Below are 23,888 nucleotides of genomic sequence, written 5' to 3'. Positions count from 1 at the left end.
AGGCGGGGCGTAAAAATAGACAAACCCGGCGTTTCTCAGAAAGCCGGGTTTGGAAAGGTGATTACGGGAACCAGCCCTAATGGGCTTAGCCTTCGGCCGCTGCAGCCTGCTCTTTGCGAGCACGCTTGATCAGCGAATTCGAAGTGTCGGTCGGCTGAGCGCCAACAGACATCCAGTACTCAGCACGTTCTACGTTGAGTTCGAGCTGCTTGGCTGCGTCTTTTTGCTTCGGAAGATAGGTACCGAGCTTTTCTACGAAGCGACCGTCGCGGCGTCCGCGTGCTTCCGCTACCACTACTCGGTAGACTGGTTCGTGTGTTGCGCCTGCGCGTTGAAGTTTAATCTTTAGTGCCATCTTTGCGTCTCCTAGAAAATTGGAAAAGGTGGGGACGATTAATCAAAAATGGATCTTGTCAAGCCCCATCCAATCCAATGATCTTTCCGCCCTTATGCTGAAAGCTGGTATCGTCGGTCTTCCTAATGTTGGCAAGTCAACATTGTTCAATGCGCTCACTCGCACCCGCAAGGCGGAGTCGGCCAATTATCCCTTTTGTACGATCGACCCAAACGTGGGCGTAGTAAATGTGCCAGACCCTCGTCTCCAGGTGCTACAAAACATTGCAGGAACGAGCGTAGTGATCCCTGCCGCGATCGAATTCGTGGACATCGCCGGTCTGGTAGCAGGAGCGAGCAAAGGAGAGGGTTTGGGAAACAAGTTCCTAGCCAACATCCGCGAGACTGACGCGATTGTTCAGGTCGTTAGATGTTTCGAAAACGATGACATCGTCCACAGCATGGGTTCGGTCGACCCCATCCGCGACATCGAGGTAATCAATACCGAGCTGATTTTGTCCGACTTGGAATCCGTAGAACGCCAGAAGGAGAAGCTCGTTAAGAAAGTGCGTTCCGGAGACAAAGAGGCGGCGGCCACTGTAGAGCTTATAGATCGCCTTCTTCCCCACTTCAACGAAGGCAAGCCTGCAAACACTCTAGAGATGTCGAAGGAGGAACTCGTGACGCTGAAAGGGCTACACCTCCTATCATCCAAAGCGGTTATCTACGCGGCCAATGTCATGGAAGACGACTTGGCTGACGCCGAGGCAAATCCCTACGTGGCCAAGGTACGCGAGTACGCTAGGACCGCTCACGACGCAGGGTGTGTCGTGATTTCAGCTCAGATCGAATCCGAGCTCATCGACCTTTCCGCTGAAGATGCTGCAGAATTCCTGGCAGACCTAGGAGTCGACGATTCTGGAGTTTCCCTGCTGATCCGTGAAACCTACGCCCTACTCGGCCTGAAGACATACTTCACTGCAGGCGAAAAAGAAGTGAGAGCTTGGACTTTCGAAGATGGAATGACTGCTCCGCAATGCGCCGGCGTCATTCACACTGATTTCGAGAAGGGATTCATCAAAGCGGAGGTCGTAGCCTACGACGATCTGTCATCGCTTGGAAGTGTTTCTGCCGCCCGTGATGCAGGCAAATATCGCCTCGAGGGGAAGGAATATCTCTTCAAGGACGGGGATGTTGCGGTTTTCCGCTTCAACAACTGAACCATGTCCGGACCTCGCGGTCCATTCGGTTAACAATTCCGCGTTTAAGCGGGCAGAATCGAAAATTTCTCTAAGGAGCAGTCCAAATAACGCGATTTAATCGAATCGTCTTCTCTTGTAATAACTCGAAAAAACGCGAACTTAGACGGACTGAACGAATAGATGTACGAAAGATCCTACATGACTCACGACTCCGGAGAAAAAGCCAAGCAAACGCTTACCTGGCTCATCGGAGCAAACATAGTTGTTTTCGTACTCCAAAATATTTTCGACCGCACTGGCGGGCCCGGTCTCATAAATCACTACTTCGCCTTTCATACCGATTCCATCGAGCAAGGCCTGATTTGGACTCCTATCACCTACGCCTTTCTGCACGGCACTAATAATTGGCTGCACATCATCGGGAACATGCTTGGTGTATTTTTCCTAGGGCGTGCGGTTTTGCCCGTCCTGGGTCAAAAACGTTTTCTGCAGCTCTACTTCGGAGCGGTACTCATCGGGGGAGTCATGTGGTTCGCCGCAAGCTTCATCTCGGGAGCGAATTCCGTCATCGGAGCTTCGGGAGCGGTATTTGCCCTGCTCACCTTTTTCGCATGCCTCTATCCTGATCGCGAAATCCAGTTGCTGCTCTTTTTCGTTCTGCCGATCCGCATAAAGCCACGGTACCTAGCGTATGCAATGCTGGGCATCTCGATACTCGGCCTACTCTTCCAAGAGCTTTTTGCAACTGGAGGCGGGGTTGTCGCCCACTCGGCGCATCTGGGCGGAATGCTGGTTGGCTACCTATTCTTCAAGTACGTTTACCTTAAAAGCCCCTACGACAACACCGGAGGTATTTCGCTGTCTTTTGGACGACTTTTCAAAAGAAAGGAAACCGCCAAGAGCTCAGCCGGCTACACTTATCGGGTCAATGTTTCCAAGCAGACCAAAGATCTCAAAGGCGAGGTGGATCGGATCTTAGATAAAATCAACAGCAAGGGCTTCGGCTCACTTTCTCAAAACGAGAAAGAAATTTTAGACGAAGCACGGGATCTGCTACGTAAGCGTTGAACACGGCAGCAGGCAAATACTGCCGGCAAAGGGAACCTTCAAACGTAGTAGCTAACTCACAATATTTCCAAGCACCCCAGTTAAGCTTTCAACCTTTGCGAGAGCGGAGAACCCCACTTCGCTAACTTAACGATATACACAAAGACCGTATGACCAAGTGCCTAACAGCAGCCGCAGCATTGCTCGGCCTCATATCCGCCTCCCTTTCATTCGCAGTAACATCATTAGAGGAGCCGCTTCCAGAGTTGAAAAGCACCTCTCTGATGGAAAACGAGGCACGCCTCGTAGTCGAAATGCTGGAAACCATGCATTTCGAAAGCGCCGAAATCTCAAATGAAACCTTCGCGGAGCTGATAACCGAATTCATGGAGAATTTGGACTACAACAAGCTTTATTTCCTAGAGGAGGAACAGAAGCAATTCATCGAAGAATACGGCAATTCTCTGGGCTTCAAACTTCGCTACCAAGGTCAGCTGGAAGCAGCCTTCGACATCTACTCCATATACCGCGATCATGTTATCGATCGAGTCGACTGGGTTTTGAATCAGCTGGAGCGAGATTGGACCTTCGACACGGACGAATACTACATCTACGATCGAGAGGAAAGCCCTTGGCCAAAATCCAAAGAGGAGGCCGACGAGCTGTGGAGACTACGCGTCAAATACGAGCTCCTGCAGGAGATTCTCAACGACAAGACGCAAGAAGAGGCCAAAGAGCGCATTACCAAACGCTACGAGCGGGTGCTTAGAAGTATGCACGAGAATACCGCTAAGGATGTTGAAGAAATCTTTCTCACCAGCCTAACCAAGATGTTCGATCCCCACTCTAGCTTTCTATCATCGGACACTCTGGAGGATTTCAATATCAGCATGCGCCTGAAGCTCATAGGGATCGGAGCTATGCTGAGCGAAGAGGATGGATATTGCGTTATACGCGAACTCGTTCCCGGGGCTCCAGCTATCCGTAGCAAGAAAATCAAGCCCAACGATCGCATCGTCGCAGTAGCCCAAGAAGGTGAAGAGCCAGTTGATATCATAGGCATGGGCCTTAGGAAGATTGTAGATCAAATTCGCGGTGAAAAAGGCTCAAAAGTAACCCTTACCATAATCCCCGCTGACGCCACCGACGACTCCGTACGAGAAGATGTCGTGATCGTAAGAGACGAAGTTCACATCAATTCCAGCCGCGCCACCGGCAAGATCTTCGAGGTTCCAGACCAAGAGGGAAAGATGAGCTCAATTGGCGTTATCGACATTCCAACCTTCTATGGGGGCGACGAGTACTTCGAAAATGGCCAACGCTACATGACAAGTGTAACAGCCGACGTGGAAGAACTGGTCAACAAGATGAAAACGGAAGGCGTAGAGGGCATCGTGCTGGACCTCCGTCGCAATGGTGGTGGTTTGCTTGATGAAGCTATCAGAATGACAGGCCTTTTCATACGCAGAGGTCCAGTAGTTCAAGTGCGAGAAAAGAGCGGTTACGTCCAATCCCATATGGATCGCGACCCCAAAGTCGCCTACAGCGGCCCCCTCGCAGTTCTGACATCTCGCTACAGCGCTTCCGCTTCCGAGATTCTAGCCGGAGCGTTACAGAATTACGGACGCTCCATCACGATCGGCAATTCTTCCACGCACGGGAAGGGCACCGTGCAACAGGTATTCTCCCTCGACCAATACGTCTTAAGAAAAGATATCGCTAACGACAGGGCTGGAGCAGCCAAACTAACAATCCGCAAGTTCTATCTGCCCAACGGATTTTCTACGCAACGCAAAGGGGTCGTACCAGATATCCAACTCCACTCGATCGAGGAGATCACTGCCGTGGGAGAGGCCGATCTGCCAAATGCTCTCTCTTGGGACTACATCAAGCCGGTTACTCGCTTCGTGGAGATGACCCTCAAGAGCAATCTTCTTGAGCAACTCACCTCCAGCAGCGAAGAGAGAATGAGCTCCTTGGAGGAATTTGAATTTCTGCAGAAGCGTTTGGATTGGTACTCCGAGAGGGAAGAAAAGAAAAAGATTTCCCTCAACCTCGAGCAACGCAAAGTCATGATGGAGGAGGACGAAGCCTTTCTCGATTCCATAAAGGACGAACAGCGCTCGCTAGCGGAAAAGAACTACGAGTTCACGGAAGTGAAACTCGACAGCGTCATCCGTGAGGAAGCGCAACGAGAGAAAGAGGAAGCCGAATTCGAAAACACTTTGGCAGCGGAGGAAGAAACGGCACCAACCGCAGAAGAAACCGAGGAGGAAACCTCTACTGAGCTAGCGTCAGACGAATCCGAAAACTCCGCATCAGAAGAAGAGGAGGAGGAAGAAGATCTCCCAGATTTCGACATCCAGCTGAGAGAAACCCTCCGCATTATGACTGAAGCGATTGAAATCTCCCCTAACCCCACAGACTGGAGTCAGCCAGCTCTTCCGATCGCCTCAAAGTCTAGGTTCGAACGCTTGATGAACTAGATTAAACACATCTAACGAACTAATAATTTAAATAGAAACAAAGCCGCCCGTCTCAAAAAGACGGGCGGCTTTTGCGTTAAACGAATGAACCTACGGACTTCGAACTCCGCGGGTGAAGACTTCAAAACGAAGGCTATTCCGGCTTAAGCTCCCAATTGCTGGTAAGAGCAAAAACGATCGCAGCATAGCGATTCTCGATGCCCAACTTCCGGAAAATGCTTTCGCAATGCTTCTCGACCGTGCGTGGGCTGATTTCAAGAATTCTGCCGATATCGCCGTTGGTTTTTCCCTCAACGATCCAGAAAAGCACCTGCTTCTCACGCTTGGTCAGCCGTTCGAGCTGTTCTTTGCCAGGTGCGGATTTCGATCCGTTCTCGGTTGTTTGGTTTGGTTTCACTAGGTTGGATTCCGATTTGAGGCCTCATCTGACTCTCAAACAAATGCATGTCAACGGCTTGCAGGTTAAGACAACCCTACTTGCTCGGATGAACCTCTGAATGAAGGCAGTAGTGAAGCCCAAAGCAGGAAGAGATTTCCCTCTGTAGGCACGCTTCAAGCTCTGGATTAATATGGATTAGCTAGGATCTTACTACTAACTTACAGTCACCCCTTAGTCAATAGCGGAAAATTTACACTGAAAACCCATAGGGTTTTCTTGATTTTTTCCCTACAGGAAACCTGCATACCAATCAACCCTGAGTTAAGTATCCTCGTCTGTAACTGGCTTTACGCAGTCCGAACAGACAGCCTCGCCTTCCCTATTGTATCGGAACTCGCGTTCTGGATGCGAAATGTCAGTGGCTCCACAGAGAGTACAGGTGTGAAAAGGTTCCGCCGCAAACTTCTCCTTTTCGACTTTGAGCGAACGTAACTTCTTCTTTGAACGGAGACTCGAGATGATATCGCGACCGAAGAAGATTGGGAAGTTGATCAACGAACCAGCGATCAAAGCCTTCTCGAAAAGGCCTACCTGGAAAAAGCGAGCAAGCGTAACTGCTGCGATAAATACCGCGATCCACTTAACTTTCACCGGCAATATGAAATAAATCCGCAACTCGTAGTTTGGATTGAGATAGGCGAAGCCAAAGGTGATCGAAAGTCCGATGTAAAAGTTAGAAACCGGATAATACGGGGCAACCAGACCTGCAAGCAACGCTCCCACAGCAGCGGTCAATACGAACAGGTTGTAGCGAAAAGCTCCCCAGTGCGACTCCAAGAAGGTGCCCATCATGTAGAAAACCATCCAAGCAAAAACCAGCCATATCCAATGGCTTTGCCCAGGTATGAGCATGAAAGTCGCGATTCGCCAAAACTCTCCAGAGAGAAAGCGATCCCAGGTGAAAACAAGGGAGGAGAGTACGCCAATCCGGTTGGGACTTAGCGAAGACAGGCCAAACATGGCCACCTGCCCAATGATCAGGTACAATGTCAGGTTATTGAAGGCGAGAAAACCAAGTTTTCTCTCTAGCTTATCAAGCAAGGACATTATGGTCGGACCTAGGCTCTAGGATACTCGGCAACAGACTCGATGGTGATTCCTCCCCTCGCCTTTTGAACGGTTGTTACTACACAACGCTTTGGCGAGATATCTTGAACTACTCGGTCGCAAATTACAGCGGCTATCTTCTCAGAGAACATAGCCTTCTTCTGAAACCCCCAAAGGTAGAGTTTTAGACTCTTACTCTCGATGCACAACTGGTTGGGCACGTATTCGATCGAAACAGTGTAGTAGTCTGGCTGCCCAGTGATAGGGCAAGAGCTCGTGAGCTCGTCAGATGTCATTTTTACGATCGATACTCCATCTGGAGCTTCGAATGTGTCGAGATCGTCAATGGGTTGGCGGACTGTTTTTCCTAGATATTTGGAATCCATAGGTGAATTGGCGTTGGCGAAACTATCGAAGCGACCAACAGTGACATCAAGCTTTGCGTTTAACTCTCTGCCTGCCCCACAATAGAAGAATCTCGCCCCAGAAGGGCTTGCGACTCGGTTGCAGCTTATTTGTTCTAACGATTATGCACTCAAAATTGCTGACGAAGTGTACCCCCATTTTCTTTTTTCTATTTTTGGCAAATCTTGGTTTCTCGGCCTCTAGCCTCCAAGAAGCTCACCAAGACGACAATGTCGAATGGAGAGAATGGACCCCTGGGATCGCCGAGCATGCGAAAAGCGAAGGCAAACCAATCTTCTTTTTCGTTTCCCAATCCGGAGAGAGTCTGGGCCGGGCGATGCTAAACGAAACATTCAAAAACAACACGATCGCTCATCTACTAAACGAGGCCTTTGTCCCAGTCTTGGTTGACGCCAACGAATCACCAGAGCTTGCGGCTTTCATCGGGAAATTAGCGGTGGATCATTTCGAGGCTGCCGAGTTGCCTCATTGCCTCTGGACCGATGAAGAATTAGCGCCGTTGAACGGTGGGGGGTACTTCCCGCCAACTGATGATTGGGGAGGACAAGGGTTTCTCACTGTCGCAAGAAACGTAAGTGAACAGTGGAATTCCGCACCGGACGACTATCGATCAATGGCCAGAGAGAAACTCGCCGAATCAACCAAAACGGAATCCTACGCGTCAAAAGATCGGACTGCAAAACTGCAAATTCTTAGCACCTCCACACTTCCAGAGGAGCAAACTTCGCCTCAACTGAGACCATTGTATTTTCTGAATCTAGCCAAATCGTCCAAAATTCTACCGGTACCGCAGGCTCAAAAAAGTTTAAAAGAGTTCGAAAGTGGTTTGGAAAAAATCGTCATCTCTGCCGGATTCGACAGTTTGGAGGGTGGTTTTTTCCGCGGTGCGAACGATGAATCATGGAGACTGCCCTTCTTCCAAAAGGCCACCCGAGACCAAGCTCTTATGCTCTCTGCTCTTGCAAAACGGATCTCGGACGACCCCAAGCAAGGATACATCGACCTGATTAGATTAACAGTCGGATTCATAGAATCAGCACTGGCGAAACCCAACGGACTAAAGGTCCATTTTCTGGACGGATTTTCTGAGAATGATGATCCAGATGGAGCAGAAGGACTACACTATGTGGTGGTGAAATCAGAGCTAGAGAAGCTTTCCGGAAAGTCCATTAAAACTTGGAATTTGAGCCAAAACGGCAACCTAGATCCAGAAATCGACTTCCTAGGATTCTATGTCGAGAGCAACATCCCCTTTATCGAAAGCTACGATATTCTCACCGCTGCTTACGACTCGCTTCGAGCGGAATTGGCCTCAATCAGATCTTCGAAAAGTCCCCTCCTGTCCGAGCCCATTGGATACACGAAGGACAACGCCCTTCTAATCAAAGCTCTCGCTCAATCCGCCGTAGCCACTGGCCTCGATCAGTACATGGACTTAGCCCAATCAATTGAAACAGCCCTGCTGAAAGAAAATTTCGAGCTAGAATCGCACACGCTTTACCAAAGCGATTCGAAAACCAAAACCGCATCCAGCTTGGACTATGCACTGATGATAGCGGCCGAGCTAGAGCTCTTTACACAAACAAACGACATCACATATTTGAATAAAGCAGAATCCTTGCAAAACGCATGGAATAACGACTCGCGTTTCAACCCCTCAGATCCAACGAGATTAGAGTCGGGGGTAGAAAATTTGGATTTCAGATCCGTTCGCGACAGAAGCTACCCTTCGGTCGTATCCACTTTCCTAGAGAATGCACAAACATTCAGCGAAAATGGATCCGAGTGCATTTCCTCGGAAATAGTCGAAAATGTCCTTACGAACCTTCCTGCAGATTTGGAAACTCGCCCTGAACTATATCAATCCCTCATCCTGACACTCCAAAATGGAGACTAGACAGGATTCCCGATCATCGACCTCAGAATTACCCCAATCATAGAGAAGGGAACTCACGACTCCCTTGGAGAACTTTGTTTTTAAAGGCTGAGGAATGTCTGGCCGTAAGCTTGTGAGCAATTAACTCACATGAAAAAAGCACATTCCACCTCTACTCTTAAGCTAATCGGCCTTTTCGCCGCGATCGCCTTCCCGTTCGCAGCGAATGCAGCATCGGTTCCGACTCCTAAGAAGACAGTCGCGCCGAAAATCGAAGATGCCTCTGGGCTCGTTCGCGTGTTGGTTGACATCAACCAATACGGTTTCGTAACGGATGCCGCAATCGAGGAGTCTTCCAATGCCGAACTTAACGATGCCACTTTGGCTGCGATTCGCCAGTGGACATTCAATCCTGCAGAGGAAGACGGAATAGCAGTCTCCTCGAAGGCCGTTCAACCTTTCTCCTTCAATCACGGAGCTATTGTATACAAGGAAAAGAAGCTAGCCGAGGACAGCCTTCCCTCCGCGAAGAAGCGAGTCGCACCCACTCTATCCAATGAACTCCGCAGCATCACTGGACAAGTCGTCCTCCAAGCTGAGTTGAACGAAGAGGGACGCGTCATTGACGTAGCAGTTAAGAGCTCTACCCACGAGGAACTGGAAAGTACTGCAAGCGACGCCTTAAAGAAATGGACGTTCAAGCCCGCCATCGAATCAGGTAAGTCGATCGCCTCCAGCGTAATCATTCCGTTCCATTTCAAAGGAATAGAGGCCGCAGCAGCAGTCGAGCTCGCTTCTCACAACCAAAACGTGGACAAGGCTCCAAAAGCAATCCGCAAGACCATCCCCGAACTTCCGAGCTCCGTGAGCGACCAACGCGGCGAAGCAAAGCTGAAGCTCACCGTCGATCAACATGGTTTCGTCGCAGCGGCAGACATACTTGAATCAAGCAACCCCGCCCTCTCGGCCGCAGCTCAAGAAGCCGCCCTAGAGTGGAAATTCAAGCCGGCGATCAAGAATGGAGAAGCAGTGGCGGCCACAGTTATTCAACCTTTTAGCTTCAACGGCGGCCTCATCACCGACGAAGTTCCAGTTGATAGCATGCCTTCGATCAAGCGATCGGTTCAACCAGAGCTTCCGGCGGCTCTCGCCCAAGTTCAAGGCTTCGTAAAAGTCCGTCTCGAAATCGATGCTCACGGAAATGTACAAAGCGCATCCTGCACAAAAAGCTCCCACGACGAACTCGTTGCTCCGACCGTTGAAGCCGCCAAAAGCTGGTCCTTCAAACCAGCAACGAGAGCTGGGGAAAAGGTACCTTCATCTGTGGTTGTTCCCTTCGTATTCAACGAGCGCAGCTAGAGCCCAAATAAACTTTAAGACCAAAGACGTGCCTTCCTAACGAGGGCACGTTTTTTTTGCTTCTAACGAGTGGTTGTAACCACCTTTACTGTTGCCAGAGCAAAGCCCACTTTTCAAACCCCCTGCATGAAGCCAACTTTGCTTGTACTCGCCGCAGGAATGGGAAGCCGCTTCGGTGGACTGAAACAAATGGAGCCGGTTGGCCCCAAGGGAGAGTGGATCCTAGACTACTCTGTTTCGGACGCCAGCAAAGCGGGGTTTGGAAAAGTCGTCTTTGTCATTCGCCGTGAAATGGAAGCCGAGTTCAAGAGTTTGACCGAGGCGAAATACAAAGACCAGGTCGACTTGGCATTCGCATTCCAGGAAAAATTGGACCTCCCTATCGACGTTCCTAATATGGAGTTGCGTGAGAAACCATGGGGTACCGGTCACGCCGTTTACGCAGCCAGAAAACACCTCGAAGCTCCATTTGCTGTCATTAATGCAGACGACTTCTACGGAGCCGAAGCGTTCCAAGCTCTCGCAAAGTTTTTGACGGACACATCCCATCAGAAGGAAACTGAGACCTACGCATTGGTGGGATATCGCCTAGCAAACACACTTTCCGATCATGGATCCGTTTCCCGCGGCGTTTGCCAAATTGAATCAAGCGGACAACTCGTATCAATAGAGGAACACAGCGAAATACGCTACCAAAGCTCCAAAATACGTGCCAAAGACTCCGCCGGTAATGAGGTTGAGCTGAGCCCCAAAACCATCGTATCGCTGAATTGTTGGGGATTCCCCAATGGCTGGGCCCAAAAGCTGGGGACCCTTTTCGCTGATTTCCTGAAAGATAAAGGTTCCGAAGCGAAATCGGAATTCTACCTTCCCTCAGCGGTTGATGAAATGATCAAATCCGGACAAGCTCGGGCGATCGCCCTTCCCTGCGATTCGAAATGGCTAGGAGTGACTTACCGAGACGATCTGCCATCGGTACGCGCAGCCATCAAAGAACTTTATCAAAGAACTTAATTGGCGGCTTTCGAGATTCTGACCTGATCCCCTTCTTTGTAGAGGTCGAGATCTTCTACAATCACCAAATCCCCTTCCTCCAGACCACTGACAATCTCAACGTTTGTCATGCTGCCGTAGCCCTTTTCGATCTTCTTCATCTTCACAAGCCCATCTTCAACGGCGAAAACTCGGTCACCGATGATGGCGGTCCCCGGAATGATGAGAGCATTTTCACGCTCGTCCAAAGTAATGGTAGCTTCTCCAGTGAGGCCCGGGAATAGTTTTTCCATGGGTATGTCCACTACAAGATGAACTGTGTAGCGTTGCGTCAAAGGGTCCGCAACTGGAAGCGTTTTACTAACCTCCGCATCGAAAGTAGCATCTCCGTAGCCTAGGAATTTTACACGTGCGATCTGGCCAACTTCCACACCCGCGAAATTTTCCTCGCTGACCTTCACCTCTACAATCCGATCCGCCGACATCATGTAGGCGATCTCTTTACCGCTTCCGATCAAATCTCCCCGGTAGACTAAAACGTCCGTAATAACACCGTCCATAGGAGCGCGAATCGTCATCTTCTCGCGATTTCGCTCTAAAATCTTCAGCTCATTCTCGGTCTGACGCAGACGAACCTGCTTCACATTCAGCTCTGCTTCGATCGCTTGCTCCAATTCGGTCACGTCACGTTGTCTGGCATCCAGATCACTTTGGCTGATCATGCCCGCATCCAAACGTCTGCGCGCATCCTCTAACCGTTCTCTCAAAGTAACTAAATCGAACTGGCGAGTGGAGCCTTGCTCCAAGCTTAAAGTTGCTGCCTCGATCTCTGTCTTCACCTTTTCGATCATCAGCTCGAGATCACCTAGATCGAGCTGCACAAGGACATCCCCCTCCTTCACGTCCGCTCCGAGTTCTAGCATCGACTCTTTAACGCGGCCCTGCAGATCACTCCTGATAGCCATTTCCTTCTCGGCCACTACCTGCAAAGTACCAGGGACCGAACGCACCGCGATGCTGCGTTTCGCTTCAGCGACTGCGGCTACCGGCTGCATGGAGTTTATGAAATAAAATCCTCCCGCCGCTAAAAGGGCGACAACGAGGAAGAATTTAACAAAGAAACTTAGCTTCATGGAAATTTGTCTGGGGAACCGCTATTCTACTGGGAAAGCGGATCAATACCGAGTTCAGTCATGAGTTCGGAAAGAGCGAGGAGGTAAGAGCTTCGAGAGCTCTGGGCTTTGGTGGAAGCGTTCTGAAATTCTCGAGAAGCCTTATCCAAATCAGATTTTGGCACTCTCCCCGCCTCATATTCGCCCTCGAACCACTCGACTCGTCCAGTGGCCACCAAGAGAGCTCGTTCCTCTATGGCGAGGGCACGTCGTTGAATATCCAGCTTGGAGATCAAGAGCTTCCAGGAACGCAAAAGTTTTTCTTCGTACAGCTTTTTGGAATGCTCTTTCCGGTTGAGACGATTTAGACTTTCGATGACAGACCCCTTCTTGCTAAAGCCGTCAAAAATACTCCAACTAACGCTCAAACCAAAATAAGAGTAAGCCTGCTCCCTCCGAGTTCCGTCCACGTCTAGGGCGTTTGAGCTCATTCCCACTCGAGCGTCAATTTTCGGACGCAGGCTTACTTCCTCCATTCTGAGACGTTTCTGCTCTATCTCCAAATCCAACTCAAGTTTTTGCAGGCCTTCGTCATTCTGCAAACTCGAGTCAAAATACGTTTCAAGGGCCGCCACTGTTTCTTCAGAGATCACTTCAAATTGTGGAATCTCCGAAACAATCAATCCCGCCAGTGTAACCACATCTAAACCGCTCAATTGAGCTAGATCATCGAGTTTGCTTTCCCAATCGTTGAGCCGAGTCAGTTCGCTAAGTTCGCTTCTAGCCAAGGACAACTCCTGAGATTGTAATGATGACTCTCCGGCTCTTCCAGACTCGACTTGAGAAAGCATAAAGTCGTATTTCGCCTGCTGCTCTTCTCGCATTTTCTCGCTAGCCTCCAAGTTCTGTTTTACTATGACCAGATTCAGATAGGCCGACCTTATTCGACTGGCCAAGGATTCCAAAGCAATGGCAGTATTGAGCTTTTCGATACCGTAGCCCAACTCTCCTATTTGTTTCTGCGATCGTTTAGATCCCCAATGGTAGAGAGGTTGACTCAAGGTAACATTGTAAATGACCCGATCTTCAAACCCGGCTTCACCATCAGTATCGTCGTCTTTTTCCTGCCGTACCGCCACATTCGTACCTAGCGAGGGCAAGACAGCGGAGCGGGCTGACATGCGCTTACCGTAGGCCTCCCTCTCAGCAAGTTGCCTGTCGAGAACCGTGTCAGAATTTTGCAAAGCCGAATCGATCACGGTCTTCAATTCCGGGATCAAGGCTTCTGGGAGCTTTTCGTCTAATTCGTTTTGGCCAAAGCTTAAGGAGCTGGCCAAGCTCGCCACGAACAGCAGAAACGACCGCATAAGGTATTCTGTAAACTTGGAATTCTTCAAATGTAGCAACGGTGGGATGAATAACAGCATGTCCTAGAAGGACCAGAACCGAGGTGGACACCGACTAGGAGCCTCGGTTCTGAGTTAAGGGTAAAATCGTATCAACAATAAATATGGAAACAGTGCTTTCGAAGTATGGCCTCAGAAAATCTCTTAAATATAGGGTTGATTTCCCGCAAGTTGTGCTTCTTCTTCTCCGACTTTCCGAAGCTTGCCCAGGTGGCGGAATTGGCAGACGCGCTAGATTTAGGCTCTAGTACCGAGAGGTGTGGGGGTTCGACTCCCCCCCTGGGCACCACTTCGATTATCGAAGTGACGAGCATTAATCGCTGGCCAATGCGATTTCACAGACCAAGGTCACAACGCGTAACCCAAGATGTCTCCCACTCTGGCGTAAACCTCGCGCTGCTTGGGACCGAATTCGAGCAAATCATCCGTCAAACGCACGCGATCCCTCTCAAATAGCGTTATGACACAGGATCCGCCGAAAGCGAAATAGCCGAGTTCATCCCCCATCCTGATCTCTTGCCCTTCTCCGGCAGTCATGAAGATCGACCCCACACAGGTCGCACCGATCGCAAGGAAACAAACATGCCCTAAATTCGAAGTTTCAATCACCGTCAAAACTCGTTTGTTTTCCCATAGGTAACCCATCGACTTGCGAAGAGCGATCGGACTAACGCTGTAGAGCGGGCCATTGATCAAGCGCTGCTCCACGATTCTTCCGCTCACCGGAGAATGGAAACGGTGATAGTCGACTGGACACAGCCTGGAAATAACAGCCGTTCCTCGTCGGTAGTTGTCAGCCAAAGACACGCTACCCAGCAAGGCTTGGATATCGAAAAACTGCCCTTTTGCAAAAAGACCTTCGACTGCCCCGAGGTTGGGAACCCCCAGGTGGCGGGCGTCCGCCGGCAAGGCTATGGTCCCTTCTCCTTCAACCAAGGGTCTGGCTGAGTTTTGGAGCTTTCGGTAAAAGAAGTCGTTGAAACTCGAATACGCCTCAATCCCTTCTAAAAACTCCCCTTCGTCTAAGCCATATTTCTCGATAAAAGGCCTTATTTTCGCGGCTGAATCTGGCTTGCTCATACGCCAGCCATACCAATGCGAAAAGATAGCACGCTTGGCCAAAAGCCAAAGCCCTATCTTGCCCATGGTGGTTTCGTAGGTCCAACGAAGAAACTTCTCTCCGTAAACCACCTCAACCTCCTCTTCGCCAGTGTAGCGATTGTAGAATCGAATCTCGGACATGCCTAGAATTCCGCGTGTCCTGGCACTCGAGGGTATGGGATGACGTCCCGAATATTTGCGACGCCGGTGATGAACATGAGCAAACGCTCAAACCCAAGGCCAAAGCCTGCGTGCGGCACTGTTCCGTAGCGACGCAAGTCGACATACCACCAATAGTCTTTCTCGGAAATTCCATGAGCGGCCATGTTCGCCTTGAGTAGCTCGAGGCGTTCTTCTCTCTGGCTGCCGCCTACTATTTCTCCGATACCTGGTACCAATACGTCCATGGCGGCAACCGTCTTACCATCGTCGTTGGCCCGCATGTAGAAGGGCTTGAGCTCCTTAGGGTAGTCGTAGACCGTGACTGGGCACTTGAAATGCTCCTCTGTTAGATAGCGCTCGTGCTCAGACTGGAGATTGACACCCCACTCCACCTTGTTGTCGAAATCTTTGCCGCTCGCTAGCAGGATATCAACTGCCTCGGTGTAGCTTACGCGCTTGAAAGGACGCGAAATCACAAACTCCAGGCGTTCCTTGAGCTCCTTGTCTACGAAGTTGAAAAACAAAGCCAAATCGTCGGAGCAACTTTCCATCACTTGGCTGATAACTGATTTCACGAATTCTTCCGCCAAATCCATATCGGCTGCCAAGTCGCAGAACGCCATCTCAGGCTCTACCATCCAGAACTCGCTAGCATGCCGAGACGTGTGCGAATTTTCAGCACGGAAGGTGGGACCAAAAGTATAAATATTTCCCAAGGCGGTAGCGTATGTTTCGCCTTCGAGCTGACCGCTTACGGTCAAATAGGTAGATCGTCCAAAGAAATCCTCCTTGTAGTCGATGTTGCCTTCCTCATCCAAGGGCGGATTTTTAGGGTCCAAAGTTGAGACACGAAACAATTCCCCTGCTCCTTCGCAGTCGCTCGCCGTAACGATTGGCGTGTGGACGTAGAAAAATTGTTTCTCCTGAAAGAAGCTGTGGATGGCGTAAGCCAACTTGCTGCGAATCCGAAAGATCGCGCCGAACAAATTGGTGCGAGGGCGTAAATGAGCGATCTCCCGTAAATATTCGTTGGAGTGGCGTTTCTTTTGCAGCGGAAAACTCTCGTCCGCCTCGCCTACCAATTCGACAGAGTCGGCTTGGATTTCCCACATCTGCCCTTTGCCTTGGGAAGGAACGAGCCGTCCTTTGACAGATACGGAAGCTCCGGTCGTAATCGACTTCGAAGTGCCGTAACCTTCCGCCTTTTCCGTAACCACGACTTGCATGGATTTCAGGCAAGAACCGTCATTCACTTCGAGGAAGAAGAAGGTTTTTGAATCACGTCGGGTCCTCACCCAACCTTGTATCAGAACCGAGTCTAGCTCGCCCTGACTTCTCATTAGATCCGCAATCAGAAGTCGCTTCATAAAGATTCAAAAGAATCGAAACTCACCCCAGATGCAAGACTGAGCAGCAGCAGCTATCTCTTTGCAAATCGGTTGGTAACGATCTACCGCACGCGTCTGAGCAGAACGTAAGCGAGGACGATCATCAATACCATTGGGGTCCAAGCGGCGACCTCCGGAGACAATGCACCTTCTCGTCCGAGAGCGTTGAGGATGCTGGTCAAGATGTAGAACGCGAAAAAGAGACCAATCGATTTGGTAACGCCCACCGCGGGGTTAGTGCGCACGCCTGAAACCGCAAAAGGAATCGCAATTCCCGCGACAATGAGGCAACTCGCGGCACTCGCCATTAGAGCATGCAGTCTCGCTTCATAAGCTAAGACGCTGGGATTATCCTCTTGCGTGAAGTTGTCGGTGATACGTTTGAGCTGCAGAAATGAAAGGTCCTTCGGGCGCTTGCCAAAGAGAAGCATCAAGGTCGGGTCATCGGTCAGATTCTTTGCCTCCAACCTCTCGAATGGCGGCCACTGTTCCCTACCCGTATCTGGATCGTAGATACGCTCGCGACCGTCGAAAAGGGACCAATACTGCTCTTCTTCATTATACCAGCCGTATCGCGCCATCACCCTGCGGACTTCGCGGCGTTGGTCGTCCATGATGTAGACCGTTATACCGTAAGCCTCGTTCTTGTATTCGCTGTAGCGGTTGATGAACCACATCCGGCTCTCTGTCCGGTTATCGAAGGCCAAAGCTTCAATGATTCCCACTTCTTCCGTGTTTTTCGTTTTAGCCTCACTGCTGAGTCGGATATTTTTTATCAATGTATCCGACTGCTCAACCGACCAAGGGATCAGGCTGGAATTGAGATACCAAAGGCCTGCGCTAATCATCAGACTAGCGAGCCAAATAGTGCGGGTAACCCTGAATACGCTCAGCCCCGCTGCCCGCAGCGCGACGAACTCGTTGGAGCGATGCAACTGCCCCAGAGAGTACAAAATGGATACAAGCACCGAAGCCGGCAACGTTACAGTCAGGAAGCTGGGGACAAGGATCGCATAGTAGTAGAAAATCTGCCCCGTCGAGGCTCCGTAACCCACGAGCTCGGTGAAACTGTCCTGAATCTCAAACAGTATCAAAAGCCCGAACATCGAACCCAAAACGAGTACGAAGGCCTTGGCCCATTCGATGAAAACATATCTGTCGGCGACGCTGAACATTGGGAATAGACCTGTGACACTGCGAGCGGCGCGGTCGAAGTCGAGCGGCTTTTGACAACAGCTTTTGACTGGCGTTTCACAAGCGTGACTTTACAACTCGCGTGTTAATGACGTCGAAAGTCCCTAAAGAGTCTTGGAACTCCCGAATCGGAATAATCTTAGCGGTCGCTGGTAGTGCCGTCGGTATTGGAAACTTCCTCCGCTTTCCCGGTCAAGCTGCCCTCTACGGAGGTGGAGCATTCATGATCGCCTATTTCGTTGCTTTGTTAATTATCGGCCTTCCCATCTGTTGGGCGGAGTGGGCGATCGGACGACGCGGAGGACAAGCAGGACTAAACTCCAGCCCTGGCATCCTCGGGTTTATAACGGGCCAGCGTCGCTACCGCTATCTGGGCGTCATCGGGGTTACCATCCCCATCATGATCTATATGTACTATGTGTACATCGAGGCATGGTGTCTTGGATACGCAGTCAACTTCGCTCGAGGTACTATGGACTTCCATACAGTGAAGGATGCGAGCGACTTTTGGGGAGGTTTTATTGGGATCGGTGAAGACGGATCCGCCCTCGGTTTCGGTTTAACAGAGGTCGGCGGATTTCTCTTCGTGGTCTTTCTTCTGAACTTTTACCTGATCTATCGCGGTCTTTCGAAAGGCATCGAGTTTTTCTGCAAGTACGCGATGCCGGCGTTGATCATTCTGGCAATAGTCATTCTTGTTCGGGTGCTTACCCTCGGAGCTCCAAATCCTGACCATCCGGAACGGAGCATCAGCAATGGCCTCGGATTCATGTGGAATCCTTCTAAAACCATCCTGTACGAGCGTAGCGTCGACGAAGGAACAGGAGCTGAGAGTTGGGCTCCCCTCGCCGATGGCGAAGTGGTGGGTCCCCGCATGATCGCGGAGGCGGAAGCCAGAGCCGCAGCTGATCCCGATCTCGAGTTGCGTTCGATCGGCATGCTGACCCAGCTGCTCAACCCGCAGCTCTGGCTCGCGGCCGCCGGACAGATCTTTTTCACCCTGTCAGTCGGGTTCGGGGTCATCATCACCTATTCGTCCTATTTGAGCAAAAAGGATGATGTAGTGCTTTCCGGACTCGCGGCTACCAGCACGAACGAATTTTGTGAAGTCGGGATCGGGGGCCTTACTACCCTGCCCGCCGGCTACGCCTTCCTCGGAATATCTGGGGTCGCCGGCATGGGTACTTTCGGGCTCGGTTTTAACGTCCTACCAATGGTCTTTTCCGAAATGCCGGGAGGCCACTTCTTCGGCTTCGCTTTCTTCTTCCTACTATTTCTCGCAGCGGTGACGAGTTCGCTTTCGATGCTTCAACCCGGCATCGCCTTCCTCGAAGAAGCGATGAATATAAATCGTAAACAATCGGTGGCCATTCTGGGCGTGATTACCGCCTTCGGAGCTGCATTCGTTGTTTACTTCAGCGAGGGCGTCAAAGCTCTCGATACGATTGATTTCTGGGTGACGAACTTGTTGATGGTGTTACTCGCCCTCATTCAGATCATCATTTTTGGCTGGGTTATCGGCATCGACAAAGGCTTCGACATGGCCCACCAAGGCGCGTCCATCAAGATACCGAAGCTCTTCAAGTTCGTAATGAAATATCTGAGCCCAATATTCCTAATCGTAGTTTTCGTGTCTTGGTTTTACACGAGCGTCTTGGGCTTCCAATTCGGTAGTGATGAAAAGCAATACAGTTCCTATATAGTAGACCTCTTCATCGAACCAAACAGGAGCGCTTGGTTGAGCGTCGCCATGATCGTTCTGACGGGAGCCTTCCTCACCTTGCTAACTGCAGGCGGAACATTTAAGGGCAAAATAGAAAAGGAGCAGGTAAAATGACATTCGGAGGCTGGATCATAATGCTAATATCAACCCTCACTGTGACCGGAACTTTCGTCTGGTGTATCTGGAAGGTGCTCACGACCGATGGCGAAGACGAGAAGGTGCACGGTTTCGAGATGGAAACACCGGACAACAAGTAGAACGGATTTCTTACCCACCGACTTATTTCAGCCCCGCTCTATTAAGGAGCGGGGTTTTTCTATTTCTGCAGGCCCAACCTAGGCATGAGGAGTCGTACTCAAGTGTCACTTAAGCCTTTTTTACTAAAAAATGGAGGTCTCATTCTCAAGGCGGTTCTCTTTTCCTCCGATACTTTGAAAGGAGCAGATTTCCCCACACTGGAGAACCGAGTGCCCCAAACCGAAAACGTAAGACCCAAAATGTCTCTGAAAACCACAACAAACCAAGTTTCCACCAAAACGGACATTCTACTCGAAGTCGGTACAAACGAAGTCGAAGTCTTCGAGTTCAATATAGCCGGGCAGCACTACGGAGTAAACGTTGCCAAGGTAAACCAGATCATCCAACGCGACCAGCTCAAGATCACCCGTGCCGACTGTCCCCCCAATGGCGTACTCGGCAGCATCACTTTCCGTGGCAAACCCACCATGACCATCGACCTCCGGTCTATCCTTGGAATCTATGAGGAGGAACCAGATTCTAGCCGAGCCCTCATGCTCGTGACCCAGTTCAACGATCAGACCGTCGCATTCGCAATCGATGGAGCAGAGCGTATCCATCGCGTTTCTTGGGAACGGTTCGAACCAATCAGCAGCAGCTTTGCTCAAGAGAACCCATACGTTAACGGCATTATCCGCTTAGAAGACCGTTTGGTTCTCATCCTCGACCTCGAGTACATCCTAACCCTTATCAATCCTAAGTTGGGGATGGTCGTCGACAGCCAGAAGATCAACAAGATCGAGCAAGAGTTTAAGCCTCGCGACCATATCAAGATCCTCTTCGCGGAAGACTCCGCCATGATTCGCAAAATGGTCTTCAACCAGCTTAACGAAGTTGGGTTCACCAACATCGAATTGGCTACCAACGGCAAGGAAGCGCTGGACAAGGTTCGCGCAGCTCACGAGGACTCCAAAGCGACCGGAAAACCTTTCAACGAATATTACGACCTGATCCTGACCGACATCGAAATGCCTGTCATGGACGGCTTGACCTTCTGCAAAAACGTGAAGCAAGACCTCAAAGTCGACACTCCGCTTATCGTTTTCTCCTCCTTGATCAACGACCAGATGATCGCGAAATGTAAGGCAGTTGGGGCGAACGGATGGGGCACGAAGCCAAAGGTAAACCTGATCGTCGATATCATCGATCGTTTAATCGTAAACGGAGAAGAGGATATCGCGGATCTCTTGAACTGACGTTCACAAAATCACTCTAAAACGAAATCGCCCGCTCTCCTCAGCATGGAAAGCGGGCGTTTTTGTTTAACGCTAACAGGTCTCAGCGATAAAATTTAATGTCTTAGGTTTCGTCTGGCGCGAAACCGGCCAAGCTCAAACGCAACTCTACTACGTCGGAGACCTTATCCTCCATTTCGCCTTCGTTGATGCCGAAGTCGCTACGCTTTACGTCGAAGGAAGAACGTACGACCAAGATATCCCCTGGCGTACGCTGGCGATCGGCTAGCTTACCCTCGAGGTAGGAAAAAGTGATTGGCGCTTCCATCTCCTTGCTAACGCCTTTGATGGTCATGACGCCGTGAGCAGTTCCCTTCACCATGGTCCCATCCTTCTCCACATCGCTCAAGCCGGTGAGTTCGTAGCTGATCTCTGGGTATTCTTCGGCAGCGAGCCATTTGGCGCCCATCATGTGCTCGACCATCTTAGGGTTGGCAACCGAGAGAGAATCAACCGCGACCACGAGCTTACCCGAGGTGCTTTCAGGCTCTGCCAAGTCGAATGACACACTGCCGGTGATACCGGTCGCAGTGCCGTTGATAGACTCGAGCGGAGCATCGAGCAGAAATACGATGTTGTTGACGCCCTTAGGATCTTCGAGGTCAAATTCTTTGGCTTGGGTCAGGGATCCAAATCCCATCGCGGCGACGGTTAGCAATGCTAGCGTTGTTTTTTTCATAGGTTTTCTTGGTGTTGGTTTAAAGTTGTCGAGCTCCCTTTGCCTTCAGCTCCATCCACTCGCTCACAGCGAGCAGGAGCACAAATACGCCAAACCCTAGCGCCAAAGTCTCCACACCGGGCAATAGTGCGGGGACTTCTTCCGAATAGCTCAGTCCCGTAATTTCGTCTACCTTCTTTATCTGGTAGAATGTCTTGTAGAAGCCGGCCTGAGCGCCGCCATAAATCCAGGCGCCAAACGCCGCAACAAAAGCGGCAATCGCAGTGATCTTGAGTATCTGAGCGTTCATACTGAGTTGGCTAGAAGCCGAGTCACTGAAGGAACGTGGCTCGTAATAAACCGCATGCGCCCTGCTCTGCAAAAATTACTGCTTGAAGCCTTGGACTCACTCCTTAACGCATTTAGCCCCAAATTTCTTAAGCACTGATAATAAAAGAATCATGAGCGCACAAAACACCGAAAAGCACGAATTCAAAGCTGAGATCAAACAACTGTTGGATATCGTAATCCACAGCCTCTACACCGAAAAGGAGATCTTCGTTCGGGAACTCATTTCAAACGCATCCGACGCGCTTGAAAAACTGCGGCACCTCAAGATCACCGAAAAGGATGTGCACCAGGATGACCTCGAACTTGAGATCAACATCAAGACCGACGAGGAAGCCAATACCATTACGATCCAAGACTATGGTATCGGACTTACCCGCGACGAACTCGTCGAAAACCTCGGCACCATCGCCCACTCCGGCTCCAAGCAATTCCTCGAAGCCCTCAAGGCGGGCGGCGACAACAACGCCGATCTCATCGGTCAATTCGGAGTGGGTTTCTACTCCGCCTTCATGGTAGCCAAGAGCGTCAAAGTCTACACTCACTCCTGGAAAAAGGACGAGTCTGGACACATCTGGACCTCGGACGGTGTGGGATCTTACGAAATCGAAGAGTCAGACGACACGCAACGTGGAGCCCGTATCGTCATCGAACTTGGCGACGACTACAAGCAGTACGCCAAGGCCGATTCCGTTAAGGAAATCATCAAACGCTACTCTTCTTTCGTTCAGTTCCCAATCAAGCTGAACGACGAGAAAGTGAACACAGTGGAAGCTCTCTGGCTCCGTTCCAAGTCCGAGATCACCGACGAAGAATACACGGAATTCTATAAATTCCAGGCCAACGCCTTCGACGAGCCTCACTACCGCCTCCATTTCTCTGCAGATGCGCCTCTGGACATCAAGGCCCTCCTCTTCACGCCAAAAACGAACAACGAGCGTTTCGGCTACGGACGCATCGATCCAGGTGTGGCGCTGCACTGTCGCAAGGTCCTCATCGACGCAAAGCCCACGGAACTCCTTCCAGAATGGCTCCGCTTCCTGAAGGGTGTCATCGACTCCGCGGATCTTCCTTTGAACATCTCGCGTGAGACCATGCAGGACAACGGCCTCACCCAGAAATTGAGCCGCGTCATCACTAAGCGCTACCTCAAGTTCCTGAAGGAAGAAGCGAAGAAGCGCCCCGAACAGTACGCGGAGTTCTTCCAAAACTTCGGAGTATTCCTCAAGGAAGGCGTGGCCACCGATTTCACCTATCGCGACGACCTCGCCAAACTCCTCTACTTCGAGTCCTCCGTAACCGAAAAGGGCAAGACCACTAGCCTCGCCGACTACGTTTCCCGCATGAAGGACGAGCAAAAGGAGATCTACTACATTCTCGGTCAAAACCGCGAATCTATCGAATCCGGCCCTTACCTCGAAGGGCTCAAAGCTCGCGGTTTGGAAGTTCTTTTCCTCTACGAGCCGATCGACGAGTACGTCATGTCAAACCTCGGCCAGTTCGAGGAAAAGCAACTCGTCTCCGCGGACCAAGGCGACATCAATCTTGACGATGCCCCGAATCCGGAAGGTGAAGCCCTGTCAGACGACGATGCCAAGTCTCTCTGCGAGTGGCTCAAAGAGACCATCGGCGAACGCGTGAAAGAGGTCAAAGTTTCGAGCCGTTTGGTGGGCAGCCCCGTCGTTGCGCTATCGCCTGACGCCATGTCTAGCCAGATGCGACGCATGATGAAGCAGATGGGACAGAACAGCCCGATGCCGCTAGAGGTTCTTTTCGAGATCAATCCACGACACGACCTGATCAAGAACTTGAATACGCAGCGTGCGTCCAACGAAGACCTCGCTAAGCTCATCGCCCAACAAACCTTCGACAACGCTCTGGTCGCCGCCGGCCTTCTCGAAGACCCGAAGGAAATGATCACTCGCATGTATCAAATCCTCGAACAAGCCGCTACCAAGTAACGCTTAGCGAATAGAATTATATCACACATAAAGCCCGGCCCGGAGATAGCGGCCGGGCTTTTTTTGTCCTCATGCTTCACGAGTCGTGAAGCGGA

The 23,888-nt window shown here is 50.7% G+C and carries 21 protein-coding genes and 1 tRNA gene; 11 read left to right on the top strand and 11 right to left on the bottom strand.

Annotated features, from left to right (window positions below; translation table 11 throughout):
- Nucleotides 1-85: 85 nt before the first annotated feature.
- A complete protein-coding gene (gene rpsP, locus H5P27_RS03430) occupies nt 86-355 on the bottom strand; it encodes a 30S ribosomal protein S16 (RefSeq protein ID WP_185658966.1) in 270 nt (89 codons plus the stop codon).
- A 94-nt stretch (nt 356-449) separates the two neighbouring features.
- On the opposite strand from rpsP, the gene ychF reads away from it, so the two are divergent.
- The 3 genes from ychF to H5P27_RS03415 all read left to right on the top strand — a co-directional run bounded on the left by ychF (nt 450) and on the right by H5P27_RS03415 (nt 5,068).
- Nucleotides 450-1,553: a redox-regulated ATPase YchF gene (gene ychF, locus H5P27_RS03425; protein ID WP_185658965.1), complete on the top strand. Its 1,104-nt coding sequence runs from the start codon at nt 450-452 to the stop codon at nt 1,551-1,553.
- Nucleotides 1,554-1,715: 162 nt separating this feature from the next.
- Nucleotides 1,716-2,603 (top strand): rhomboid family intramembrane serine protease, encoded by an 888-nt coding sequence (locus H5P27_RS03420; protein ID WP_185658964.1) that lies wholly within the window; start codon nt 1,716-1,718, stop codon nt 2,601-2,603.
- A 149-nt stretch (nt 2,604-2,752) separates the two neighbouring features.
- On the top strand, nt 2,753-5,068 hold the full coding sequence (locus H5P27_RS03415; protein WP_185658963.1) for a carboxy terminal-processing peptidase: 2,316 nt from the start codon (nt 2,753-2,755) through the stop codon (nt 5,066-5,068).
- Nucleotides 5,069-5,201: 133 nt separating this feature from the next.
- Here the strand turns inward: H5P27_RS03415 and H5P27_RS03410 are convergent, their stop codons facing one another.
- From H5P27_RS03410 to queF, 3 genes are all read right to left on the bottom strand, one after another.
- A complete protein-coding gene (locus H5P27_RS03410; RefSeq protein ID WP_339382547.1) occupies nt 5,202-5,465 on the bottom strand; it encodes a response regulator transcription factor in 264 nt (87 codons plus the stop codon).
- Between the two features lie 303 nt (nt 5,466-5,768).
- Complete coding sequence (locus H5P27_RS03405) at nt 5,769-6,554, bottom strand: hypothetical protein (RefSeq protein ID WP_185658962.1); 786 nt, start codon at nt 6,552-6,554, stop codon at nt 5,769-5,771.
- Nucleotides 6,555-6,565: 11 nt separating this feature from the next.
- On the bottom strand, nt 6,566-6,940 hold the full coding sequence (gene queF / locus H5P27_RS03400) for a preQ(1) synthase (protein WP_185658961.1): 375 nt from the start codon (nt 6,938-6,940) through the stop codon (nt 6,566-6,568).
- 143 nt (nt 6,941-7,083) lie between these two features.
- On the opposite strand from queF, the gene H5P27_RS03395 reads away from it, so the two are divergent.
- The 3 genes from H5P27_RS03395 to H5P27_RS03385 all read left to right on the top strand — a co-directional run bounded on the left by H5P27_RS03395 (nt 7,084) and on the right by H5P27_RS03385 (nt 11,229).
- Nucleotides 7,084-8,877, top strand: coding sequence for a DUF255 domain-containing protein (locus tag H5P27_RS03395; protein ID WP_221774590.1), 1,794 nt, complete (start codon nt 7,084-7,086; stop codon nt 8,875-8,877).
- A gap of 129 nt (nt 8,878-9,006) precedes the next feature.
- On the top strand, nt 9,007-10,215 hold the full coding sequence (locus H5P27_RS03390; protein WP_185658959.1) for a TonB family protein: 1,209 nt from the start codon (nt 9,007-9,009) through the stop codon (nt 10,213-10,215).
- Nucleotides 10,216-10,341: 126 nt separating this feature from the next.
- A complete protein-coding gene (locus H5P27_RS03385; protein ID WP_185658958.1) occupies nt 10,342-11,229 on the top strand; it encodes a nucleotidyltransferase family protein in 888 nt (295 codons plus the stop codon).
- Here the strand turns inward: H5P27_RS03385 and H5P27_RS03380 are convergent.
- Both H5P27_RS03380 and H5P27_RS03375 read right to left on the bottom strand, forming a co-directional pair.
- The gene (locus tag H5P27_RS03380) at nt 11,226-12,341 is read right to left on the bottom strand and encodes an efflux RND transporter periplasmic adaptor subunit (RefSeq protein ID WP_185658957.1); all 1,116 of its coding nucleotides are present in this window, start codon (nt 12,339-12,341) and stop codon (nt 11,226-11,228) included. The two genes, H5P27_RS03385 and H5P27_RS03380, sit on opposite strands and share 4 nt — an antisense overlap.
- Nucleotides 12,342-12,367: 26 nt before the next feature.
- Nucleotides 12,368-13,687 carry a TolC family protein gene (locus H5P27_RS03375; protein ID WP_185658956.1) on the bottom strand — a complete coding sequence of 440 codons (1,320 nt, stop codon included), beginning with the start codon at nt 13,685-13,687 and terminating at the stop codon, nt 12,368-12,370.
- 243 nt (nt 13,688-13,930) lie between these two features.
- Here H5P27_RS03375 and H5P27_RS03370 point away from each other — a divergent pair.
- A tRNA-Leu gene (locus tag H5P27_RS03370) sits at nt 13,931-14,015 on the top strand.
- Between the two features lie 59 nt (nt 14,016-14,074).
- Here the strand turns inward: H5P27_RS03370 and asd are convergent.
- The 3 genes from asd to H5P27_RS03355 form a co-directional block, all read right to left on the bottom strand.
- On the bottom strand, nt 14,075-14,968 hold the full coding sequence (asd, locus tag H5P27_RS03365; protein ID WP_185658955.1) for an archaetidylserine decarboxylase: 894 nt from the start codon (nt 14,966-14,968) through the stop codon (nt 14,075-14,077).
- Between the two features lie 2 nt (nt 14,969-14,970).
- Entirely contained in the window at nt 14,971-16,356 is a 1,386-nt protein-coding gene (gene asnS, locus H5P27_RS03360; RefSeq protein ID WP_185658954.1) for an asparagine--tRNA ligase, read from the bottom strand.
- A gap of 83 nt (nt 16,357-16,439) precedes the next feature.
- Entirely contained in the window at nt 16,440-17,552 is a 1,113-nt protein-coding gene (locus H5P27_RS03355; RefSeq protein WP_185658953.1) for an LptF/LptG family permease, read from the bottom strand.
- Between the two features lie 107 nt (nt 17,553-17,659).
- On the opposite strand from H5P27_RS03355, the gene H5P27_RS03350 reads away from it, so the two are divergent.
- From H5P27_RS03350 to H5P27_RS03345, 3 genes are all read left to right on the top strand, one after another.
- Nucleotides 17,660-19,408: an SLC5/6 family protein gene (locus tag H5P27_RS03350; RefSeq protein ID WP_185658952.1), complete on the top strand. Its 1,749-nt coding sequence runs from the start codon at nt 17,660-17,662 to the stop codon at nt 19,406-19,408.
- 20 nt (nt 19,409-19,428) lie between these two features.
- Nucleotides 19,429-19,551, top strand: a complete 123-nt coding sequence (locus H5P27_RS19905; RefSeq protein WP_281384124.1) for a hypothetical protein — start codon at nt 19,429-19,431, stop codon at nt 19,549-19,551.
- Nucleotides 19,552-19,791: 240 nt separating this feature from the next.
- Nucleotides 19,792-20,787 carry a chemotaxis protein CheV gene (locus H5P27_RS03345; protein WP_185658951.1) on the top strand — a complete coding sequence of 332 codons (996 nt, stop codon included), beginning with the start codon at nt 19,792-19,794 and terminating at the stop codon, nt 20,785-20,787.
- A gap of 103 nt (nt 20,788-20,890) precedes the next feature.
- On the opposite strand, the gene H5P27_RS03340 is transcribed toward H5P27_RS03345, so the two are convergent.
- Nucleotides 20,891-21,505 carry a YceI family protein gene (locus tag H5P27_RS03340; protein ID WP_185658950.1) on the bottom strand — a complete coding sequence of 205 codons (615 nt, stop codon included), beginning with the start codon at nt 21,503-21,505 and terminating at the stop codon, nt 20,891-20,893.
- Nucleotides 21,506-21,524: 19 nt separating this feature from the next.
- Nucleotides 21,525-21,794, bottom strand: a complete 270-nt coding sequence (locus H5P27_RS03335; protein WP_185658949.1) for a flagellar basal-body rod protein FlgG — start codon at nt 21,792-21,794, stop codon at nt 21,525-21,527.
- A gap of 151 nt (nt 21,795-21,945) precedes the next feature.
- On the opposite strand from H5P27_RS03335, the gene htpG reads away from it, so the two are divergent.
- A complete protein-coding gene (htpG, locus tag H5P27_RS03330; RefSeq protein ID WP_185658948.1) occupies nt 21,946-23,793 on the top strand; it encodes a molecular chaperone HtpG in 1,848 nt (615 codons plus the stop codon).
- Nucleotides 23,794-23,888: the final 95 nt, after the last annotated feature.

This window comes from Pelagicoccus albus, assembly GCF_014230145.1.
GTDB lineage: Bacteria > Verrucomicrobiota > Verrucomicrobiia > Opitutales > Opitutaceae > Pelagicoccus > Pelagicoccus albus.
Note: the sequence above shows the minus strand (reverse complement) of the source record. Positions and strands in the feature narration are given on the sequence as shown.

Coding starts and splice junctions, on each gene's coding strand:
- rpsP (WP_185658966.1), bottom strand. CDS start 355: ATGGCACTAAAGATTAAACTTCAACGCGCAGGCGCAACACACGAACCA.
- ychF (WP_185658965.1), top strand. CDS start 450: ATGCTGAAAGCTGGTATCGTCGGTCTTCCTAATGTTGGCAAGTCAACA.
- H5P27_RS03420 (WP_185658964.1), top strand. CDS start 1,716: ATGTACGAAAGATCCTACATGACTCACGACTCCGGAGAAAAAGCCAAG.
- H5P27_RS03415 (WP_185658963.1), top strand. CDS start 2,753: ATGACCAAGTGCCTAACAGCAGCCGCAGCATTGCTCGGCCTCATATCC.
- H5P27_RS03405 (WP_185658962.1), bottom strand. CDS start 6,554: ATGTCCTTGCTTGATAAGCTAGAGAGAAAACTTGGTTTTCTCGCCTTC.
- queF (WP_185658961.1), bottom strand. CDS start 6,940: ATGGATTCCAAATATCTAGGAAAAACAGTCCGCCAACCCATTGACGAT.
- H5P27_RS03395 (WP_221774590.1), top strand. CDS start 7,084: ATGCACTCAAAATTGCTGACGAAGTGTACCCCCATTTTCTTTTTTCTA.
- H5P27_RS03390 (WP_185658959.1), top strand. CDS start 9,007: ATGAAAAAAGCACATTCCACCTCTACTCTTAAGCTAATCGGCCTTTTC.
- H5P27_RS03385 (WP_185658958.1), top strand. CDS start 10,342: ATGAAGCCAACTTTGCTTGTACTCGCCGCAGGAATGGGAAGCCGCTTC.
- H5P27_RS03380 (WP_185658957.1), bottom strand. CDS start 12,341: ATGAAGCTAAGTTTCTTTGTTAAATTCTTCCTCGTTGTCGCCCTTTTA.
- H5P27_RS03375 (WP_185658956.1), bottom strand. CDS start 13,687: ATGCGGTCGTTTCTGCTGTTCGTGGCGAGCTTGGCCAGCTCCTTAAGC.
- asd (WP_185658955.1), bottom strand. CDS start 14,968: ATGTCCGAGATTCGATTCTACAATCGCTACACTGGCGAAGAGGAGGTT.
- asnS (WP_185658954.1), bottom strand. CDS start 16,356: ATGAAGCGACTTCTGATTGCGGATCTAATGAGAAGTCAGGGCGAGCTA.
- H5P27_RS03355 (WP_185658953.1), bottom strand. CDS start 17,552: ATGTTCAGCGTCGCCGACAGATATGTTTTCATCGAATGGGCCAAGGCC.
- H5P27_RS03350 (WP_185658952.1), top strand. CDS start 17,660: ATGACGTCGAAAGTCCCTAAAGAGTCTTGGAACTCCCGAATCGGAATA.
- H5P27_RS19905 (WP_281384124.1), top strand. CDS start 19,429: ATGCTAATATCAACCCTCACTGTGACCGGAACTTTCGTCTGGTGTATC.
- H5P27_RS03345 (WP_185658951.1), top strand. CDS start 19,792: ATGTCTCTGAAAACCACAACAAACCAAGTTTCCACCAAAACGGACATT.
- H5P27_RS03340 (WP_185658950.1), bottom strand. CDS start 21,505: ATGAAAAAAACAACGCTAGCATTGCTAACCGTCGCCGCGATGGGATTT.
- H5P27_RS03335 (WP_185658949.1), bottom strand. CDS start 21,794: ATGAACGCTCAGATACTCAAGATCACTGCGATTGCCGCTTTTGTTGCG.
- htpG (WP_185658948.1), top strand. CDS start 21,946: ATGAGCGCACAAAACACCGAAAAGCACGAATTCAAAGCTGAGATCAAA.